This is a genomic window from Clostridium transplantifaecale (genome assembly GCF_900626075.1).
Lineage (GTDB): Bacteria > Bacillota > Clostridia > Lachnospirales > Lachnospiraceae > Otoolea > Otoolea transplantifaecalis.
On the sequence record NZ_UYZY01000004.1, the window covers coordinates 21,351 to 40,582 of the forward strand.

A 19,232-nucleotide genomic window follows, 5' to 3' on the forward strand; every position below is an offset into this window, starting at 1 on the left:
CCTCCTCAGTTTATTACGACAAACTATTATAGGCTTAGTTTACTGCAATAAACTGGATAAGTCAAGGGGGAAGTTTAGTTGAGATGCGGGGACGCTTCTGTAACGGTACTGGCGGGGATTCTGGCATTTGTTCTGGATAAACAGTCTTATAAGCAAATTTATAAATCTGCGATTGAAAATGCAAAGAATCTGATTGATATTCTTTTTATCCTTATGATTTCCTTTGCCATGGCCGAAGTGTTTATGGCCAGCGGCGTTGGGGCATCCATTATTATTGTTGCGATGAAGGTCGGACTGACCGGCGTCACGGTTGCAAGCGCATCCCTGATCGTCACCTCCCTGCTTTCGATTGCAACGGGAACTTCCTGGGGAACGTTTGCGGCCTGTGTGCCGGTATTCCTGTGGTTATCCCATATTGTAGGCGGTTCCCCTCTTCTGACGGTTGCCGCAATCGCGGGAGGCTGCTGTTTTGGCGATAATATCGGCCTGATCTCGGATACAACTGTGCTTTCTTCCGGTGTGCATGAGGTTGAAGTAACCGACCGTGTGCGCCATCAGGGCGCATGGTCCATCTCCTGTCTGGTGGCCGGCGTTGTGGTATTCTTTATTGTTTCCCAGGCCATGGGGCTGGGCGGCGCGGTAGGTAACGCAAACGAAGCAATTGATGCAATCCCAAAGGAAGTATGGGAGACACTGATGGTGGAGCGTCCCTCCGCGGTTACTCTGCTGGAGCAGGTGCGCAGCGGAGTGCCTCTTTACCTGCTGCTTCCCCTTGTGGCCGTTATCGTTATGGCCGTTAAAGGCATCGGCACGGTCATCTGCCTCGGTTCCGGTATCGGCCTGGCCCTTGTATGCGGCCTGTTTGCCAATACGCTCACTCTGTCATCCTTTGCCGATCTCGTTTATACCGGTTTTTCAGACGCCGGTTCCTGGTCGGTCAGCATGACTTTATGGACCGCGGCATTCGGCGGAATCATGGGAGGAATGAATGCATTTGATCCAATTATCAGGGGAGTTTTAAAAATTGCCCACAGCGTACGTCAGCTCATGATGTGTAATGCCCTGCTTTCCTTACTCTGCAATGCGGTGCTGGGCGACTGTACGGGACAGATTGTAACGATGGGGCCGATTATTAAAAATATGACGGACAATGCGGTCGAGGCAACGCCGGAACAGATGTACATACTGCGCCTGCGCAACTCCACCTACTCCGATGCCTTCGGAACAATAGGTTCACAGCTTATACCGTGGCACGGCTACATGATTTTCTTTACGGGCCTTGCGACTGCGGTTTATCCGCTCTATGCATTTACCCCAATGAAAATAATTTCCGCAAACTATCTGAGTATGATATCCGTTGCATCCATGCTGATTCTAACCATTACCAGCCTGGACCGGTTCTTCCCGGGCTTTAAGATTCCGAGTGAACCGGATGTGCGTCTGAGAACGGCGGAAGAGATGGAGCAGCGTAAACAGGCGTTATAAGCAGATTTTCGCCGTCCAACCGTAAAACGCCGCCGGCCAGTGAAACAGCATAAGTTTCACTGGCCGGCGGCGTTTTTTAGATTTAACAATGGTTTAGGACAACGTGCTTTATGTAAAAGGATACTGTCCCGCTTAATTCAGGCTTTTTATTTTCTCACCGATTTCTTTTAACTGTTCCTCTGAAGGAATATACTGAATCTTCAGCGTATCAAGGCAGATGTCAAACCCGCATTTTTTGAGTTCTTCATCAATCTGTGCGTTAGCCTGTCCGCCCCAGCCGTAGGAGCCGAAGGAGAATGCCCTGCGGTTCTTTGGGGAGAGGCCTTTCATGTAGCAGAGGAAAGCAGCCACGGTCGGAAGCATATTGTTGTTGAGGGTCGGTGAACCGACGGCCACATACTTGCAGTCCAGGAGATTTACGATGATGTCCGAGAGGTGGGACTGCTTTAAATCGCAAAGCTTCACAGGAACACCCTGATCGGTAAATGCCTCGGCAATCGTCTGTGCCATAGTTTCCGTGGAATGCCACATGCTGTCGAAGACCACAAGTGCGCCGGTCTCCGGTTCGTGGGTACTCCATTTTTCATAGGCATTCAGAATATCGTCCACATGGCTTCTCCAGATGACGCCATGGCTCGGGGCGATCATTTCGGGAGCCAGTTCCTTGACGGTTTTCCAGGCCCCGGCGGCCTGTTTCCCGTAGCACATAATAATATTGGCATAGTATTTCTTTGCCTCCTGCATGGTCTCGCAGAAGTCGGAATCATCGTCAAAGCGGGTGTTGGTGCAGTAATGCTGTCCGAATGCGTCGTTGGAGAAAAGCAGTTTTTCTTCCGGACACCAGGTGACCATATTGTCCGGCCAGTGGAGCATTGGGGTAGCAACAAAGGAGAGGGAGCGTTTTCCGAGGCTTAGGGTGCTGCCGCTCTTCACAGGCATGTAATTGAGCTGTCCGTAATGGGCAGTCAGTCCCTTCACTCCGCTGGGAGCGCTGGTGACGATTGTGGCGTTCGGGCAGGCCTTTGCCATGGCAGGAAGAGCGCCGGAATGATCCATCTCCACATGGTTTGAGATTATGTAATCAATTTTACAAGGGTCGATGATACTGCTGATCCGCTCCAGCAGTTCTTTGGAAAACGGCGCCTTTACCGCATCGATCAATGCAACCTTCTCGTCAATTATCAAATAGGCATTGTAGGTTGCGCCCCGGTTCGTCGTGTATCCGTGAAAATTGCGCAGGTGCCAGTCCAGCGCCCCCACCCAGTATATGCCTTCTTTAACCTGAATTGCGTTCATCATTTGCATCCTCCTTGCTGACTTTAACCTGATAATTTTTTATAAGTTCCGTATTATTACGATTCAAAAGAAGTGTAGTATATTTGAGCCGGAAATGCAAGACTTATAACGTTAAAATTTTATCATGAAGAGAAAACAGGCTGCTGTTCACAGGGGGTATGCTGCGGAACTTTTTTATGATTTATCACTCAAATATTCTTTCAAATAGGAGGCAAGCGACATAATCAGCGCCAGATTCGGGTGATTTTTTCTCGCCATCAGGGTGATGGTATAGGGAAAAAGGTTACGCTTAAACGGAATAATATCGAGATCCGGAAATTTTGGAAGAAAGACATCCGTAAAATATCCTTTGATCGTGATTCCGGCACAGCGGTCCCGGCTGCAGGTTTCATACATATACAGGGTGTCGCTGACCCGCAGGACTTCTTTAGGAAGGCAGTCATGCTCAGTGCAGAACTCCAGAAAGCTGTGGTAAGCCAAATCGTTGATGGAAAGCACGAACGATTCGTCACGCAAATCTTCCAGCTTTATGTATTCATTCTCAAAGGCAGGGTGCTCCTTCGGCAGCAGGAGAACGCGGTCCTGTGTCTTAAGTTCATTTTGATAATACTCTTTTCCGGGCGTATAGTCCGAGATAATCAGAATATCCAGCTCCTTATTATCTAAAAGTTCAATACTGTGCTTGTAGGTATATTCTTCAACGTCATAAGAGACATGGGGATAATCCTTGAAGAAATCCTTCCACATGGTTTTAGAAATGAAATACCGGCATCCGGCGCCCAGACCAATCTTCAGATAGCCGTAATTCTGGCGGATAAATTCATTCATATGCTTTTCCAGCACCTGCATCTCCCTGAGCGCCGCCTGACAGGAGATATACAGTTCTCGTCCGAGGGTGGTGGGGGTGACGCCCTTGTGGTTTCTGTAAAAAAGCTGGGCATTCAGCTCCTGCTCCAGGGTAGCCAGCGCCCGGCTAAGGGCCTGTTGGGAGATGAAAAGAGATTCCGCCGCCTTAAAGAAACTGCCGCATTCATAAACTTTCACAAAGTATTCTAACTGTCTTATATTCATGACGCCATTCCTTTCTGTCAAACGGTTGCTTTGTCATCCCGCGATTTCTCTATATTATACAACAGAAAGTTGTAACTGTGTAAAGAAAATACTGTTTTTCATGCAAATATGTTTCTGCTAAAATGAAGTCAAGTAAAGAAACTGTAAATAAAGATAAAAATATATAATAAACAATTAAAACCCGGGTTAGATATAAAAAAGAAAGAAAAAACGATAAGAAACAGTAATAACATAACAGTGACAGCGAAACAATTACAATGACAGGAGGAAGAGATGAAGATAACGGACATTACCTATGACTGCGTCAACGTACCTTTTCCCGTGGAATTCCATCCAACATGGTATCCGGGAAAAACGGAGAGCGGTCAGGTGATTTTTGTGGTTCGTGTTCACACGGATGAGGGGATTACCGGATATGCCTGCATGGAGGCGCCCCACGGCATTCTGAAACTGGTATGCGGTACGATGGATTATGCCAAAGAAATGGTAGTCGGTGACTCGCCGTTCGATATTGAAAAAATCATGTTCAAGCTCCGCAACGTAGCCAGGGTGGCCACCAGGCCGTGGGTGATTGAAAACGCCTGCTGGGATATCATCGGAAAGGCTGCAGGACTGCCGGTTTATAAGCTCTTTGGAGCCTGCAGGGACAGAGTGCCGGTCTATGCGGCATGGGGAGAGATCCGTTCCAATGAACAGAGGAAAGAAGATGCAAAACGCCTTGTGGAGGAAGGATTTAAAGCCGTCAAGGTCCGTTTCACCCATAAGACCGTCAGAGAGGATATTGCGATTGTAGAAGCGGTTCGGGAGGCGGTCGGAGACAAACTGGAAATTATGGTGGATGCCAACCAGGGAACTGCCTGTGAGCGCAACAATAACGGTTATCCCTATCTATGGAGTTACGAGAGGGCAAGGGATACGGCAAGAGAGATGGAGAAACTCGGCTGTGCCTGGCTGGAAGAACCGCTCTGGCGATACAACTTTGACGGCCTCGCCAGACTGAATGAAGAAGTGGACATTCCGATTGCGGGAGGAGAAATCAATATAGGAATTCCGGACTTCAAAATAATGTTGGACAAGGGATGCTATGAGATACTGCAGCCCAACTGTACCATGAGCACGGGAATCAGTTATATCAGAAAGATTGCTGCGATTGCCGATTCCTACGGAAAAACGGTGAATCCGCATGCATACATACCAGGAACCGGTGTTTTACAGAGTATGCATCTGGTTGCCTCGATTCCCAACTTCACATGGCTTGAGTATCCGTATGATCCGCCGACCTTGACGCCGGGGGCATTCCAGGGAATCCTGAAAGAAAATTATTTCGTGGAGGAGGACGGCTGCATTCCGCTTCCGCAGAAGCCGGGATTTGGAATAGAAGTTGATGAGGAGCTTGTAAAAAAATACAGTATTTTAAAATAAAATATTTTTTTGGGTACGGAGTGAACAGTAACGTTTGTCGAGAAAGAACAGGAGGAAGGGTATGAATATTTTACAGCTTATCGTTGTCGTTATGATCTTGTATCTTGGGGGAATGCTGGCAGTTGGATTTTATGGTAAAAAATATGCCAATTCATTTGAGGATTATCTGACAGCGGCCAAACAGGGGACATTTCTGATGGTCTGCGGTTCCTATATTGGTTCCCATATCGGAAACGGTATCGTGGTGGGAGGTGCGGAGTATGGCGCCATATACGGAATCGGAGGTATCTGGTACGGCGTAGGTTCCGCCCTGGGATACGTTCTTTTTGCCTTTGTTCTGTCAAAAAGACTTTACCGCACGGAACAGCTTACGATGTCGGATATCCTGAATAAGCGTTATGGGGCCAGGATTACCGGTACCATCTTTGCAGTAGTCAATGCGCTGGCAGCTATGAGTATCATGGCAGGCCAGATTATTGCAGGAAGAAACCTGTTTTCCTATTTTGGCATGAACGCAACCTTGGGCGCCGCTGCGGTTTGCCTTATCGTTTTTATCTATTCCACTATGTCTGGCCAGTGGGGAGTCCTTATGACGGATATGATTCAGGTAGGCGTGATTTTCTTATGTACCTTAATTGCATTTGGCTGCATGCTGTCACAGGGCGGATTGGGACTGATGAAAGAAGTCCTTCCAAGCTCTTTCTATGAGCTGATTCCTTTTGAAATCGACACCTGGGTTATGATGTTGTTCCCGTCCATGCTGTACGGCCTGATTTCCAGTGCGTCTTTCCAGCGAAATATGTCCTGTAAAGATGAAAAAACGGCATTCCATTCCGCATTCTGGGGCGCGATGATCCTGCTTCCTTATGTAGTGCTTCCGGTTATGATTGGTATGTACGGCATCGCATTATATCCTGACGCAGCGCCGGGAACGATTCTGTTCCACGTGCTGATTGAGGCATTCCCGCCGCTCGTGGCTGCCCTCATGATTGCAGCGCTGATGGCGGCTGTAATGTCGACGGTAGACTCGCAGCTTATTTACGTAACAGGCTCCTTCACAAATGACATTTACAAGGCATATTTTGATAAAAATGCAAGCGAGAAGAAGTTAAATCAGATTGCCCACATCGCTACATTCTTAATCGGCCTTATCGTGCTTTATCTGGCTCTCGGGGCAAAAACAATTATATCCATGCTGTCTGCGGCCTACACCTTTATGTGCGCCGGGACGCTGGTCATGTTTATCGGAGGAATCTTCTGGAAGAAGGCAACCAAGGCAGGCGCAATCGCCAGCTCGATAACAGGCATGCTCTTTGTAGTCCTGTACAAATACTGCGGCGTGCAACTTCCCGTATCATCCATTTTCCCGATTCTGCCGTCCCTGATTGCCTATGTGGCAGTGAGCCTTATGACGCAGCCGAAGGAAGCTTCTAATTAACGCCTGCAATTTAACGTCTGCAATAATTGAGCGGAGGAAAAATGAAATTATATCACAGGAAACTGGAGCTGGGGTGTTATCCCACCCCTCTCCAGAGAATCAGGAGAGTAGAGGAAGAATTTTCGCTGCCCGTGCCGTTTTACATCAAGAGAGAAGATTTGAGCGGACTGGGGCCGGGAGGCAATAAAGTGCGGTGCATGGAATATTTGCTGGAGGAGGCGGTCTCCCAAGGATGCGGCATCGTGGTCGCGTCGGGACCGTATGAATCAAATCTGTGCACAACTGTGGCGGCAGCCTGCGCGGCGCTGCCCCTGGACTGTACCCTCGTCTATAATTCATTTCAGCCGGAGGACAGAAGGGGGAACATGGTATTAAATAAAATACTGGATGTGCGTGAAGTCTTCCTGGGTTCCTGCAGCGGCGTGGAACGGAATGAAAAGGCGGCTCTGCTCTGTGACGGATACAGAGCGGAAGGAAAAAAGCCCTTTCTGATAGAAAACGGCGCCTCCACCGGGCTGGGAGTTCTTGGATATATCGACATGCTCCGGGAGATAAAAGAGGAGATGGTAAAGGGCGATATTACGGTTCATAAATCAGAGGGTAAAACGGCAGGAACGGATGCACCAAAAAAATTGGGCCGTATCTTTGTGCCGGGAGGCAACGGAGGCATAGCGGCCGGCCTTATATGCGGAAATTATCTGGAAAATATGCCATTTGAGATCACGGTGATCAGCGTGGAGCACAGCAAAGAGATATTAGAGAATCGTATAAAGAAGCTGATTAAGGAAACGGAAAAATATACCGGCCCGATTGGGTGCGGGCTGGAATCGCTGTGTGAGGTTACGGACCGCTACGCCGGGGATGGCTGGGGCAGCAATACAAAGGAGAGCAGCCGGATGGTAAAACGTTTTCCTCATCTGACCGGCATCTATATTGAAAATATTTATTGCAGCAAAACGGTGGTGGGCGCTGTCACGGAAGCAGAAAAAGGCCGGGCCGGCCTGCCTGTGATTTATATCCACACGGGTGGATTTGCCTCATTGTTTGCACAGTGCGGACCAAATTAGGGAGTATTTGCCATGAAAGAAATCTTTGAGAGAAGAAGTACAAGAAAATATCTGGACAGGCCGGTGGAACGTGAGAAGATAGAAAAGATTCTGCGCGCCGGGATGTGTGCGCCGTCTGCCGGTAATGAACAGCCGTGGCATTTTCTGGTAGTGGAGGACAGGGAGGATTTAATCAGGCTCTCTAAGCTTCATCCCCATGCAGCCATGCTACCGGAAGCTGCATTTGCGGTGATTCTGTGCGCAGACCCGTCACTGCAGAAATACAGGTTCGACTTCTGGATCCAGGACTGTTCGGCAGCCGCTGAAAACATGCTTCTGGAGGCAGAATACCTGGGAGTGGGAGGCGTGTGGCTGGGTGTTTATCCGAATGAGGAGAGGATAAAAACCATAAGGCCGGAATTCGGCATCCCGGATGAGATAGAGATCCTCTGTCTGATGTCATTTGGCTATCCGGAATTTAAGAAAACGGCAAAAGACAGATGGGATGAGAGCCGTGTCCATATGGGGCGGTGGAAATGTGAGAAGGATGGAAACTGAGGCACAGGAATAAAAAAGTAAAAGAGGAAATACAGGAATTCAAAAGCAAAAAATGGAATAAAAAAATTGGGAAATAAAGCAGAAAACAGCAGGAGGAAACAGATATTATGAGCCAGACAGACGTACTTTTATATGAAAAACAGGGGAAAATCGGAAAAGTTATTATCAACCGCCCGAAGGCGAGAAATGCATTTAACCAGGAACTGGTGGAGAACCTGGGAGAATTTATTAAAATGGCGGATCAGGATCCGGATACCAACGTAATTGTCATCAGTGCGGTGGGAGATAAGGCATTCAGCGCGGGTTTTGACATTAAGGAAAGTATCGGTGAGCCGATTGTAGACGTGATTCCAAGAAGAGAGAATACGGCAATGGAATTGAATACATGGCGGGAAGTCTGGAAATGCAAAAAACCCGTGATTGCATCTGTGCAGGGATTCTGCATCGGCGGCGGGCTCCATCTTGCTTTTATGTGTGACCTGGTGATTGCATCCGAGGACGCCAGGTTCGGAGAGCCGGAAGTGGCATTTTCCTATGTTCCCGACATCCTGATTGAGCCGTGGAAACTCCCGATGAACAAAGCGAGACAGCTCCTGTATCTCGGTGAATATCTGACTGCGGAAGACCTCCGTGAATGCGGCGTTGTAAATAAGGTGGTGCCGTTTGAGAAGCTGGAAGAGGAGACAATGAAGGTTGCCGAGAGACTTGCCGGAATGCCTGCCGATACGATGGCTATGTTAAAATACCAGGTCAACAAGACGTATGAGATTCAGGGCATGGTCAACGCCATGGACTTTGCAGCAGAGATTTTCAGCCTGTGCCGTATCAACCAGGCCCAGACGCAGAAGGAATTTAACGACATTGTGAACAGCCAGGGACTTAAAGCGGCGCTGGAATGGAAAAATAACCGCTCATAAAACGGACAATGGAGAACGAAAATGTGTCAGACATGGAAAGACAGCTATAATGAAAAACTGATAACAGCGGCTCAGGCGGCGGCCATGGTGAGGAGCGGGGACAGCTTCTGCGCTGTGACAAGGGAGCCGAAGACAATCCTCAGGGAACTGGGAAAGAGAAAAGACTTAAAAAATGTGACGTATTTCTGTTCCCAGACCAACTTTCTGGGAGAACTTGAGGGGCTGGGAGATGAAGTGAGGGTTTTCCTCAGTTTCATGGACGGCATGAACCGGGAATATATAGAGAACGGTTTTGCTGAATTTATCCCCTGCGGTTTTTCGGGTTACGGTAAACTGGCGATGAACGCATTGAAATGCCGGATAGCAATGCCCTGCGTATCGAAGCCTGACGAAAACGGCTACGTTTCGATGGGAAATGCGGCGGACGGAATGCCGGTGATTGCCACCCAGGCGGAACTTGTCATTGCCGAAATCAACCCGGAGCTTCCGTTTGTACTCGGGGCGAATGTAAAACATATTTCCGAATTTGATTATATCGTGGAAGGAGATGGGTATCCCCTTAACATAAGGGAGATTGACGATGCCGAAGAAAGCCGCGAAGTTTACAGGGCAATCGGTAACGCACTTTCGGAACTTGTGGAGGATGAGGCTACGATAGAAGTGGGATTGGGACGCCTGAATTCTTCCGCCATGATGTACATGGAGCCTAAAAAAGATCTGGGAGTCCATACGGAAATCTACGGAGATCTGCTGATGGAACTGACAAAAAAAGGAATTATCACCAACAGAAAAAAGACACTCCATCCGGGAGTTTCCGTCTGCGCACAGCTTGTAGGTTCCAGGGAACTGTTTGATTTTGCCGGCCACAATCCGGGAATCAATATGAACAGCTGCCAGAATGTTTTAAATCCGGGCCTGATTGCGCAGAACAGGAGAATGACGGCAATCAACAATGCTGTGCAGGTCGATCTCCTGGGGCAGGCCAATTCGGAATATCTGAAAGGAAAACAGTATTCCGGCATGGGCGGAATTGCCGACTTTTCAACAGGCGCTGCGCTTTGTCCGGACGGAAAATCCATTGTTGTAGTCGAGTCCATTACGAAGAATGGAAAATATTCCAAGATAGTTCCGTTTTTCACCCCGGGAACCCCGGTGTCCCTGACGCGTACCATGGTGGAATATGTGGTCACAGAATATGGCGCGGCTGTTCTGGCCGGAAAGACCGTGGCGGAACGGGCCAGGGAACTAATCCGGGTTTCACATCCGAAATTCAGAGAAGAACTTACCTTCCAGGCCAAAGAACTGGGTTTGATTTAAAAAATAATAAATATACAGAAGTACAGATTGCTTACATCCCATATGCTACAGGGTGTAAATACACTGCCGGTTTTCACTCCCCTTTATATAGAGAAAACCGGCAGGCTTTTTTTATTTTCAGGTGGTTGTTGGAAGTATCAAAATATGATAAATTAGTTATAGAAGAATGGCCGCGGATATAATATGAAACCAACGCCGTAAAAAATGAAAGACCAGACAAATGAAAGACCAGGCAAATGCAAGACCGGACAAATGTAACATCGGATCAGTGCCGGAATAAATGGTGTAACTGAAAACAATTACTGAGATACAGGGAGGAATTATCATGTCATTTCAATTAAAAACGTATCAGGCCCCGGATTTTACGCTGCCCCGGTTCACGGAGGCGCCGGAAGCAAAGCTTGAGCCTGCTCCGTTTGACAGAGTCGCTCCGGACGGATATCATGCAACCACGATTTTCCCGGAGTATTTTAAAGTGGGCGGCCGCTGGCTGCTGGCTGAGGAGAGCCGAATGGACTGTGTCGCAGTCTATGAGAACGGGAAGATTTGCGTCCGCGAATTCAGGAATCTGAAACAGGGCGATATGGTATTTACAGGCAGGACGGAGAATGCAGAAGATGGGATCTATGTGTACCCGGACGGCTTCAGCGAGTTTTCCGGGAACGCGGCAGATGGTAAGGACGGCCAGGAATCATTCGCTTTCCGTCAGAGCCGTTCCAGGGAGACTGCTTTTTCGCGGGATTATGATAACATTTATGAGCTGCTTGAATATGAGAAGGAACACGGCTATGTGGCGTGGGTTCTTGGCCCGGCCTGTGCTTTTGACGCCGATTCCAGGGCGGCGTTCTCAAAACTGGTGATGAATGGTTACGTAGACGCGCTGCTGGCCGGAAATGCTCTGGCGACCCATGATTTGGAGGGAGCTTATTTGAAAACGGCTCTCGGGCAGGATATCTATACGCAGCATAGCTACCAAGGAGGCCATTACAATCACATCGATACGATCAATAAGGTAAAATACCACGGTTCCATTCCGGCCTTCATTGAGAAAGAGGGGATCGACAACGGTATTATTTACAGCTGTGTAAAGAAAGAGGTGCCTTTTGTGCTTGTCGGCTCCATCCGTGACGACGGGCCGCTTCCGGAGGTTCACGCTAATGTATATGAGGGCCAGGATGCTATGAGAAAATGCATCAGCCAGGCAACTACGGTCATCTGTATGGCTACCACGCTTCATTCCGTTGCAACGGGTAATATGACGCCGTCATTCCGCGTGATGTCGGATGGAACAATCCGTCAGGTTTATTTCTATACGGTTGACATCTCGGAGTTTGCAGTGAATAAGCTGGGAGACCGCGGCAGCCTGTCGGCAAAAGGAATCGTAACAAATGTGCAGGATTTTGTTGTGAATGTAAGTAAAGGGCTGAAGCTGTAAAAAGAATTGAAGCTGTGAGAAGAATTGAAGCTGTGAAAAGAACTGGAGCTGTAAAAAGAATTGAAACTGTATAAAGAGTTGAAGCCGTGAAATGGGGCAGGGGCCGCGTAAAAAAGGTCGGTACTGAAGAGAAGAACAGGTAAGTGAGCAATACAGTCTGATAAAAGAGATTAGAAGAATGTTGCTTAAGATGAAATACCCCTGTATGGATTAAATGATCTGTACAGGGGTGTTTTGACATACGCAATCTGATACCGGTATTTTGTATCGGTGATGGTACACGGCAGAAAACGATTTTGGTTATATGGGAGGCGGCAAGCAGGTCAGGTTACCTATAGTTTCACATAGTTCCCCACTTTCCTAATTCGGATAGAAATTTACCACCATAAAGGTAAGGAGCGTATTCCTGCGGTTGATATAGGTGTGTGCAATGGAGGAATCAAATACGAGGGAATCCCCACCGCCTAGTGTATAATCCTCTGTTTCCGTGTGAAGCACCAGTTCCCCCTGGATAACATAAATGTACTCCTCTGCTTTTTCGGAATGCCCGATAGAGGCATTGGAGGATTCGGCGTCCAGTTCCACATAGAATAATTCAAAATTGCGGATAGGAGTGCTTGTAAAATAACAATATACCCGGTAATGTTTTGTCTCGTCAGTCTGCATCATGGAGTCAGATTTCCGGATTACGGTCGCTTTTTTCTCTATTTCTTCCATTAATCTCGTGTATGGGACATTCAGGCCGTTTGCGATTTTCCAGATGGTATTGATGGTCGGATTGCTGCCTCCTTTTTCAATATCCGAAAGCATAGCCTTACTGATACCCGAGATTTTTGATAATTGTCCCAGTGTCAGGTTGCGTTCGGTGCGGAGCTGCTTTAAGTTGAGTGCAATTATTTTTCCAAGATCCATTTAATACCCCTCTCTCGACTTGACAGATATAGCGAACGATTGTATGATATATAAAACGATTTGTTCGCTGAATCAAACGAGCGTTCAATATTTTATAATTATATAGAACAGTATAAAAAAACTTTGATAAAAAATCAAGAAAAACAGGGAGAAATGATGTTATGAAAATGAAAGCATTCAGAGCCGCTTTGCCTTACACAATACCAATCTGTGTGGGTTTCCTATTTATCGGAATGTCTTATGGGTTCCTGATGAGAAGCAAAGGATTTTCTTTTGTTTATCCGATGCTTATGAGTTTCTTTATCTATGCAGGCTCAATGGAGTTCGTCACTGTGAATCTGCTGCTGTCGGCATTTAACCCGTTTTACGCGTTCTGTCTGACACTGATGGTTAATGCACGGCATCTCTTCTACGGGATTTCCATGCTGGATAAATACAAGAACCTGGGCTGGAAAAAGCCGTATCTGATTTTCGGGATGTGTGATGAAGCGTTCATGATTAACTGCACTGCAACGATGCTGCCGGGGGTAGACAGAGGATGGTTTATGTTTTTTGTAACCATGCTCAATCAAATCTATTGGGTTGTCGGAGCAACCCTGGGAGCTCTGCTGGGATATGTCATACATATTGATACAACAGGCATTGAATTTGTGATGGTTGCCCTGTTCGTGGTGATGTTTATCAACCAGTGGGAGGAGACAAAAGATCATCGTTCCGCTCTCACGGGGCTCGCATGTTCTCTGCTCTGCCTGCTGGTTTTCGGAAGCCAGAGTTTCATCATACCGGCTATGGCGCTGATTATTCTGTGTTTTACACTGGACAGAAAGAAAGTAAGTAAGGAGGCGGCACAATGACTACCATTCAAAGTGTAATTACGATTCTCGTCGTCGTACTGGGTACGATGCTCACAAGATTTCTTCCATTCCTGATCTTCCCGGAGGGTAAGACACCGCCGCCCTATATTGCCTACCTTGGAACGGTGCTGCCTTATGCCGTGATCGGCCTGCTGGTGGTTTACAGTTTGAAAGACGCTTTTTATACGCCGTATCATGGAGCGCCCGAAGGGATAGCCGTTCTTTTTATTTATATCCTTCATAAGTGGAAAAAGAATACACTTTTGAGCATCGGCGGAGGAACAGTTCTGTATATGGTTCTGGTGCAGACGTGTTTCCGGTGATATAATGAAGAAAAACATTGACTTAAATCCGTTGGGAGACAAGTGTCAATGCTAAAAATGGATTAATGAGCAAAGGAGGCGCCTGAATGGGTTGTGGAGTAAGCAGCTGTGCATAGCAAAGGCTATGGCACATTAAATTAAAAATATTTAACATAATCGTGATAATAGCCTTTGCAATCCTAAAATCATAAATTTAGGAGGCGCGAAGTGAGCTATCGTAATGTATACGATTTACTGCCGGAAGAGATTGTGGCGCAGATACAGGAGTACGTAGACGGCCAGGCAATCTACATTCCGAAAAAAGAATCCAATAAAAAATGCTGGGGAGAAAATACGGATACAAGACAGGTGTTGGCAGCCCGCAACAACCGGATATACCGGGATTACCAAGGTGGGATGAGTACCATTCTGTTGTCGGAAAAATACCATCTAGCTGAAAAAAGCATCCGGCGGATACTTAAAAAAGAGAAGAACATAAATTTTATATGACGCCTGAACCGCAGAACATAATCATTTGATGAACAAACAGGAGGTTTAACCGCCATTCCTGCGCTGGTATAATAGGATTATAAATTGATTTTATGGAGGTGGCGGAGATGGCATTTTATAAATATGCAGGTAAAAATGTTTATTATGAAGAAACTGGTTCCGGGCAGCCGCTGTTTTTGCTGCACGGCAACAGTGTTTCATCAAAGATGTTCGGCGGGGTGGTTGACCTGTACAAGAATGACTTTAACGTGATTCTGGTAGATTTCCTGGGGCATGGAAACTCCGACCGGCTCAAAGAATTCCCGGTGGATTTCTGGTATGATGAGGCGATGCAGATTATTGAACTGATATTGCATAAAGGATATGAAAAGGTGAACCTGATCGGGACAAGCGGAGGAGCGCTGGCCGCCCTGAATGTGGCATTGGAACGTGAGGATTTGGTCCGCAGAGTAATTGCAGACAGTTTTGAGGGGGAAAGCGTCCTCAGCTCCTGGGCTGATACCGTCCGGGAAGAACGCGGACAGACAAAGAGCCTTGAACAAATGCGTCTGCTTTGGGAATACTGCCATGGCTGCGACTGGGAAAATGTCGTTGACAATGATACGGACGTTATCATCAGGCATGAGAAGTCCATAAAAAATTTCTTCCACAAAGATCTGTCGCAGTTAAACACTCCGGCTCTTCTGACGGTAAGCCTGGGAGATGATGAATTTGCGGAAAAAATGGACATAGAAAAAACATTCAGGGATATGGCGGATAAAATACCTGATGCAAAACTACATTTCTTTCCTACCGGCGGGCATCCGGCCATGCTGACGAATGCGGAGAAATTTTCAGAGCTTGCAAAAGAATTCTTAGGAGTATAGGGAAATAGGTAAGCAGGACATCAGAATATTAGAATATCAGTGACTTAGGGAACATTTAAAGAATGAATAAGCAGGGAAGAATTCCATGATATTGGAGTCCTTCCCTGTTTTTAATATGCGTTTGACTTTTTTAAAAATTTAATGGAGGGCAGTTTTGTTAATTAATCGGATATACGGCTCCATTTACGGTAATGGACTGTACCTCTTTTATCTGGATAATCCGCCCGAATTCCCCTGCGATAGCAAGTTTTCCGCTTGGGTTTCTCTGCCCGTATGTTGAGACCACAAGCGGACCGGCAGTTGGATCGCTGCTGAGTACGATTCCGCCGCCTCCGATTACGGTTCCGTCATCTCCGGAGTCAAAAGAATCGGGAGTAATCAGATCCTCTTCCTGCCCGTCTTTGAATGTGAGACTGATGGACGGGGTGGGAAGCCCGCCGGATGCATTTGTCTCATTTCCAATGACGAGGATGCCTAACGGCGATATCTGTATTGTTTCAATCGTCAGGCTGCTGTCAATTGTCTGGTTAATCGTGAGCTCGGTAGCGGCGGCGGAGCCTTTAATAACGGATTCCAGGGACAGGCCGCCCATATCTTCGGACAGGGAGATTTTTATATTCCAGCCCGTGCAGTCGGTCAGAGAATCCATCTGGATATGATATAAATGCTGGTTCTTCGTCGAAAACTCCGTCAGTTCATTGCATGATAACGCCATAGTGCTATCCGATTGCCCGGAGCCGGAAACAGGAGAATCAAAGGTTACATGAAACAAATCAAGGAGTTCCTTTTTAGTAATTTCGTTGTCCGGCTGGCCGGATATGGTTTTCAGTGACACGATCAGGTTGATCTTATAACCGTCTGTCAGCATACTTTCCAGGGACATCTGTCGGGTGCTGTCGGATACGGTAATCTGAGGTGTCAAAATATCCTGTTTCGCATTGTCCACGGTATCCCCGAAGATGGAGCGGAAGTAGTCAAAACCTCCGGCCATAGCAAATGCGGTCGTTGAAAACAGACACAGGACGGCTGCGATTAATAATATCTTCCATGATTTCTTTCTAATTGTTTCTCTTTTTCCGGCCGATGCGGCCGTTTCCTGTTCCGTGCGGAGTTTTTTGAATACGATATCTTCAATACGCTGCTCAGAAGGTTTCATTTCTGTCATATTTTCCACGTCCAAATCTTCAATGTATTGCTGCTCCAGCCGGGAACATAAATCGCTGATTTTTATCTTTTTACTCATACTGGTATCCCCTTTCTTCAAAGATCCCTTTTAACCGTTTACGGCATCGGTGCAGCTTGGTGCGAATCGTTGCCTGATTCAGGGTTAACCGTCTTCCGATGGCCTCAATACGCTCTCCTAGGAAATAAAATCGGATGAATATTTCCCGGTCCGGTTCGCCAAAATCATCTACTGCGGAGTTTATAATCCGGGTCTGTTCACGCTTGACTGCCAGCTCATCCGGATTCTCCCCGACATGCAGTGATATGATGTCCTCGTCAAAGGGGAGAGTAATCTCTTTTATCTTCCGCAGTCTGCTGATTGCCGCATTGCGTGCGGCCTGCGCCAGATAAGGACGCAGCGGCCTGTCCTCTTTCAAACCGTCCGCATGGTTCCAGACGGACAGAAACACGTCGGCAGACAGCTCCTCCACATCCTCCACCAGCAAAATGCCCTGGGAAATGTTGCAGACGATGGCGGTCACATAGTTTGTATATTGCTTCATCAGAACACGCAGCCCTTCTTCCTCTCTGCGTTTCATTTTCTGGATGATTTCGTAATCATTCATGGCATCCTCCTTTTAATGTATCTTACCTAACAGTACGCAGTCCGTTGGAAAAGGTTTCAGTATAATCGGGAATATTTTTGAAAAGTCTTAATTTGACTAAAAATGAGATGTACTTATATTATTGCGGATATTAAAAAATGGTTTTGATATGATACAAATTGGGGAGATAGTTTTCTTCCAATATTAAAATTTACCTGTAGCAAAGAAAGGAGGGCGTGAAATAGGAGGCGGGAAGGAAAAATTAATCCGAATATGGACTTTAGGATCGATTAAAGTGTCTCATATGTACTCATGTCATACCATTCCCTATCGGAGATGGAAGTCACCCAGCAGTAGGAACTGACTGTATCAATTATAAAAGATGGGAAACAGGCTGTAAATAGATGAATGAAAAAGTAATACTTGTTGAAAAAATGAAGTTGTAGTAGACTTTAATTATTAAAAATTAATGGAGATATGGCATATATGACTAAGCAATTTCAGAATAACATTAAAATCCTTTTCGTCTGCCTTGGCAACATCTGCCGCTCCCCCCTCGCGGAATACATCTTCCGTGACATGGTAACCAAGCAGGGCCGCGGCGCAGATTTTTACATTGCATCCGCCGCCACGAGTACGGAGGAGATTGGCAACCCGGTTTACCCGCCGGCCAGGCGGAAACTTCAGGAACACGGGATATCCTGTGATGATAAGAGGGCTGTTCAGCTTAAAAAGAGCGATTACGGCAAATATGATTACCTTTTAGGAATGGAAGAGCGCAACATTATTAATATGAAACGGATTCTGGGCGGAGATACGGACAGTAAAGTATTTCGGCTTCTCGATTTTTCAGACCGCCCCCGCAATATCTCGGATCCCTGGTACACCGGCGATTTTGACACGGCGTATGAGGATATCAGAGAGGGATGTGAGGCATTTCTGGATTTTTTGAATGAGAGAAAAGAGAGATAAAAATCAGAACCCTGTAAAAGGCACATATGACAGGAAAAGGCGGGAGATTCATGAATGTAGTGAGTCTCCCGTTTTTAGTTTTTCCTCCACATGTGCTTTTAATTTGCTCATCAGCCATATGGCCGTTTGCCTGCTTTACGAATGTATATCACTCCATACCAATTGATACTAATCTACCCTAATCTACCCTAATCTACTGCGCATCGCCCTATCAATTATGAGGCTTATAAAAGCTCGTCTTCACACGGTTTTCCCGCACCGGCGGCTGGATTCCGGCGTTTCTTCCGGCTTCGATCGACTTTAATATCCATGTCATATTGTCGGCTACAACCCGCATGGTCTGCAAACCTTCCAGGTCTTCTTTCACCTCGTCAGGATAATCACCGTGAACGCTGTTCCAGTACTGGGAGGAGATAACCGGCATCGATGAGATGAGAAAATACTTGTTAATCTGGTCAAACGCAGTGCTGGCGCCGCCCCTCCGGCAGCTTACAACGGCAGCGGCCGGTTTGCCGGAATAGAGCCGTTTGGCGTCATAGAAAGCCCGATCCAGAAATGTTTTCAGTCCTCCGGTAATACCTCCGAAATAGACGGGCGAACCGATAACAATTCCATCGGCGGCGCTGATTTTTTCAATCGCCGGATTAACGATATCATCAAAGACGCAGCGGCCTTTTCCCCAGCATTTCTTACAGTCAATACAGGGCTGCAGGTTCTGGCGGCCGACATGAAGGATTTCCGTTTCCATTCCGTGTTTCTGAAGCTGACATTCCACCTCGTGAAGAGCTGTGTATGTACATCCGTCTTTATGCGGACTTCCGTTTATTAACAGTACTTTCATTTGATTCCTCCTTTTGCTCATTGATATACAGTCATGTTACCATTCTCAATCCATTATACTCTTTTTGGGAGAGTCTGACAAATCCGTCAGGCGCCAAAATCCCGTTCGAAATCCCGTTAGATACCATAACCCTGTCAGGCGGCATAACCCCGTCAGACATCGCAACTCCGCCAGATGCCCCAATCCGCCGGATATAACAAACATTCCATATAGGAATACAG

The 19,232-nt window shown here is 47.0% G+C and carries 19 protein-coding genes; 13 read left to right on the forward strand and 6 right to left on the reverse strand.

Features of this window, described 5'->3' with window-relative positions; genetic code table 11:
* The first annotated feature begins 78 nt into the window (after nucleotides 1-78).
* Complete coding sequence (locus EJL91_RS15150) at nucleotides 79-1,485, forward strand: Na+/H+ antiporter NhaC family protein (RefSeq protein WP_125142818.1); 1,407 nt, start codon at nucleotides 79-81, stop codon at nucleotides 1,483-1,485.
* Between the two features lie 132 nt (nucleotides 1,486-1,617).
* Here the strand turns inward: EJL91_RS15150 and EJL91_RS15155 are convergent, their stop codons facing one another.
* Nucleotides 1,618-2,781, reverse strand: coding sequence for an FprA family A-type flavoprotein (locus EJL91_RS15155; protein WP_125143211.1), 1,164 nt, complete (start codon nucleotides 2,779-2,781; stop codon nucleotides 1,618-1,620).
* 174 nt (nucleotides 2,782-2,955) lie between these two features.
* Nucleotides 2,956-3,852 (reverse strand): LysR family transcriptional regulator, encoded by an 897-nt coding sequence (locus tag EJL91_RS15160; RefSeq protein WP_125142819.1) that lies wholly within the window; start codon nucleotides 3,850-3,852, stop codon nucleotides 2,956-2,958.
* 273 nt (nucleotides 3,853-4,125) lie between these two features.
* On the opposite strand from EJL91_RS15160, the gene EJL91_RS15165 reads away from it, so the two are divergent.
* The 7 genes from EJL91_RS15165 to EJL91_RS15195 all read left to right on the forward strand — a co-directional run bounded on the left by EJL91_RS15165 (nucleotide 4,126) and on the right by EJL91_RS15195 (nucleotide 11,985).
* Nucleotides 4,126-5,274 carry a mandelate racemase/muconate lactonizing enzyme family protein gene (locus EJL91_RS15165; RefSeq protein WP_125142820.1) on the forward strand — a complete coding sequence of 383 codons (1,149 nt, stop codon included), beginning with the start codon at nucleotides 4,126-4,128 and terminating at the stop codon, nucleotides 5,272-5,274.
* Between the two features lie 61 nt (nucleotides 5,275-5,335).
* A complete protein-coding gene (locus EJL91_RS15170) occupies nucleotides 5,336-6,712 on the forward strand; it encodes a sodium:solute symporter family protein (protein ID WP_125142821.1) in 1,377 nt (458 codons plus the stop codon).
* A gap of 41 nt (nucleotides 6,713-6,753) precedes the next feature.
* Entirely contained in the window at nucleotides 6,754-7,779 is a 1,026-nt protein-coding gene (locus EJL91_RS15175; RefSeq protein ID WP_125142822.1) for a 1-aminocyclopropane-1-carboxylate deaminase/D-cysteine desulfhydrase, read from the forward strand.
* A 12-nt stretch (nucleotides 7,780-7,791) separates the two neighbouring features.
* On the forward strand, nucleotides 7,792-8,316 hold the full coding sequence (locus EJL91_RS15180) for a nitroreductase family protein (protein ID WP_125142823.1): 525 nt from the start codon (nucleotides 7,792-7,794) through the stop codon (nucleotides 8,314-8,316).
* A 107-nt stretch (nucleotides 8,317-8,423) separates the two neighbouring features.
* On the forward strand, nucleotides 8,424-9,233 hold the full coding sequence (locus tag EJL91_RS15185; protein WP_125142824.1) for an enoyl-CoA hydratase-related protein: 810 nt from the start codon (nucleotides 8,424-8,426) through the stop codon (nucleotides 9,231-9,233).
* Between the two features lie 21 nt (nucleotides 9,234-9,254).
* Entirely contained in the window at nucleotides 9,255-10,550 is a 1,296-nt protein-coding gene (locus EJL91_RS15190; protein WP_125142825.1) for an acetyl-CoA hydrolase/transferase family protein, read from the forward strand.
* 325 nt (nucleotides 10,551-10,875) lie between these two features.
* Nucleotides 10,876-11,985: a putative NPN-dependent ornithine cyclodeaminase gene (locus tag EJL91_RS15195; RefSeq protein ID WP_125142826.1), complete on the forward strand. Its 1,110-nt coding sequence runs from the start codon at nucleotides 10,876-10,878 to the stop codon at nucleotides 11,983-11,985.
* 360 nt (nucleotides 11,986-12,345) lie between these two features.
* Here EJL91_RS15195 and EJL91_RS15200 read toward each other — a convergent pair whose 3' ends face one another.
* Nucleotides 12,346-12,897 carry a helix-turn-helix domain-containing protein gene (locus EJL91_RS15200; RefSeq protein WP_125142827.1) on the reverse strand — a complete coding sequence of 184 codons (552 nt, stop codon included), beginning with the start codon at nucleotides 12,895-12,897 and terminating at the stop codon, nucleotides 12,346-12,348.
* A 161-nt stretch (nucleotides 12,898-13,058) separates the two neighbouring features.
* On the opposite strand from EJL91_RS15200, the gene EJL91_RS15205 reads away from it, so the two are divergent.
* From EJL91_RS15205 to EJL91_RS15220, 4 genes are all read left to right on the forward strand, one after another.
* On the forward strand, nucleotides 13,059-13,751 hold the full coding sequence (locus tag EJL91_RS15205; protein ID WP_341467016.1) for an AzlC family ABC transporter permease: 693 nt from the start codon (nucleotides 13,059-13,061) through the stop codon (nucleotides 13,749-13,751).
* On the forward strand, nucleotides 13,748-14,074 hold the full coding sequence (locus EJL91_RS15210; protein WP_125142828.1) for a branched-chain amino acid transporter permease: 327 nt from the start codon (nucleotides 13,748-13,750) through the stop codon (nucleotides 14,072-14,074). The genes EJL91_RS15205 and EJL91_RS15210 overlap by 4 nt, the downstream gene beginning before the upstream one ends.
* 207 nt (nucleotides 14,075-14,281) lie before the next feature.
* A complete protein-coding gene (locus tag EJL91_RS15215; RefSeq protein WP_125142829.1) occupies nucleotides 14,282-14,563 on the forward strand; it encodes a CD3324 family protein in 282 nt (93 codons plus the stop codon).
* 107 nt (nucleotides 14,564-14,670) lie between these two features.
* Nucleotides 14,671-15,429: an alpha/beta fold hydrolase gene (locus EJL91_RS15220; protein ID WP_125142830.1), complete on the forward strand. Its 759-nt coding sequence runs from the start codon at nucleotides 14,671-14,673 to the stop codon at nucleotides 15,427-15,429.
* A 157-nt stretch (nucleotides 15,430-15,586) separates the two neighbouring features.
* Here the strand turns inward: EJL91_RS15220 and EJL91_RS15225 are convergent, their stop codons facing one another.
* Together EJL91_RS15225 and EJL91_RS15230 are read right to left on the reverse strand one after the other, a co-directional pair.
* Nucleotides 15,587-16,672 (reverse strand): DUF4179 domain-containing protein, encoded by a 1,086-nt coding sequence (locus EJL91_RS15225; RefSeq protein WP_125142831.1) that lies wholly within the window; start codon nucleotides 16,670-16,672, stop codon nucleotides 15,587-15,589.
* Nucleotides 16,665-17,219, reverse strand: coding sequence for an RNA polymerase sigma factor (locus tag EJL91_RS15230; protein ID WP_125142832.1), 555 nt, complete (start codon nucleotides 17,217-17,219; stop codon nucleotides 16,665-16,667). The genes EJL91_RS15225 and EJL91_RS15230 overlap by 8 nt, the downstream gene beginning before the upstream one ends.
* A gap of 465 nt (nucleotides 17,220-17,684) precedes the next feature.
* On the opposite strand from EJL91_RS15230, the gene EJL91_RS15235 reads away from it, so the two are divergent.
* Complete coding sequence (locus EJL91_RS15235) at nucleotides 17,685-18,170, forward strand: low molecular weight protein-tyrosine-phosphatase (RefSeq protein ID WP_125142833.1); 486 nt, start codon at nucleotides 17,685-17,687, stop codon at nucleotides 18,168-18,170.
* Between the two features lie 211 nt (nucleotides 18,171-18,381).
* Here EJL91_RS15235 and EJL91_RS15240 read toward each other — a convergent pair whose 3' ends face one another.
* Entirely contained in the window at nucleotides 18,382-19,011 is a 630-nt protein-coding gene (locus tag EJL91_RS15240) for a flavodoxin family protein (protein WP_125142834.1), read from the reverse strand.
* Between the last annotated feature and the right edge of the window lie 221 nt (nucleotides 19,012-19,232).

What these genes read in the sequence shown, in the direction of transcription:
- EJL91_RS15155 (WP_125143211.1), bottom strand. Translation starts at nt 2,781, where the DNA reads ATGAACGCAATTCAGGTTAAAGAAGGCATATACTGGGTGGGGGCGCTG.
- EJL91_RS15160 (WP_125142819.1), bottom strand. Translation starts at nt 3,852, where the DNA reads ATGAATATAAGACAGTTAGAATACTTTGTGAAAGTTTATGAATGCGGC.
- EJL91_RS15165 (WP_125142820.1), top strand. Translation starts at nt 4,126, where the DNA reads ATGAAGATAACGGACATTACCTATGACTGCGTCAACGTACCTTTTCCC.
- EJL91_RS15170 (WP_125142821.1), top strand. Translation starts at nt 5,336, where the DNA reads ATGAATATTTTACAGCTTATCGTTGTCGTTATGATCTTGTATCTTGGG.
- EJL91_RS15175 (WP_125142822.1), top strand. Translation starts at nt 6,754, where the DNA reads ATGAAATTATATCACAGGAAACTGGAGCTGGGGTGTTATCCCACCCCT.
- EJL91_RS15180 (WP_125142823.1), top strand. Translation starts at nt 7,792, where the DNA reads ATGAAAGAAATCTTTGAGAGAAGAAGTACAAGAAAATATCTGGACAGG.
- EJL91_RS15185 (WP_125142824.1), top strand. Translation starts at nt 8,424, where the DNA reads ATGAGCCAGACAGACGTACTTTTATATGAAAAACAGGGGAAAATCGGA.
- EJL91_RS15190 (WP_125142825.1), top strand. Translation starts at nt 9,255, where the DNA reads ATGTGTCAGACATGGAAAGACAGCTATAATGAAAAACTGATAACAGCG.
- EJL91_RS15195 (WP_125142826.1), top strand. Translation starts at nt 10,876, where the DNA reads ATGTCATTTCAATTAAAAACGTATCAGGCCCCGGATTTTACGCTGCCC.
- EJL91_RS15200 (WP_125142827.1), bottom strand. Translation starts at nt 12,897, where the DNA reads ATGGATCTTGGAAAAATAATTGCACTCAACTTAAAGCAGCTCCGCACC.
- EJL91_RS15205 (WP_341467016.1), top strand. Translation starts at nt 13,059, where the DNA reads ATGAAAATGAAAGCATTCAGAGCCGCTTTGCCTTACACAATACCAATC.
- EJL91_RS15210 (WP_125142828.1), top strand. Translation starts at nt 13,748, where the DNA reads ATGACTACCATTCAAAGTGTAATTACGATTCTCGTCGTCGTACTGGGT.
- EJL91_RS15220 (WP_125142830.1), top strand. Translation starts at nt 14,671, where the DNA reads ATGGCATTTTATAAATATGCAGGTAAAAATGTTTATTATGAAGAAACT.
- EJL91_RS15225 (WP_125142831.1), bottom strand. Translation starts at nt 16,672, where the DNA reads ATGAGTAAAAAGATAAAAATCAGCGATTTATGTTCCCGGCTGGAGCAG.
- EJL91_RS15230 (WP_125142832.1), bottom strand. Translation starts at nt 17,219, where the DNA reads ATGAATGATTACGAAATCATCCAGAAAATGAAACGCAGAGAGGAAGAA.
- EJL91_RS15235 (WP_125142833.1), top strand. Translation starts at nt 17,685, where the DNA reads ATGACTAAGCAATTTCAGAATAACATTAAAATCCTTTTCGTCTGCCTT.
- EJL91_RS15240 (WP_125142834.1), bottom strand. Translation starts at nt 19,011, where the DNA reads ATGAAAGTACTGTTAATAAACGGAAGTCCGCATAAAGACGGATGTACA.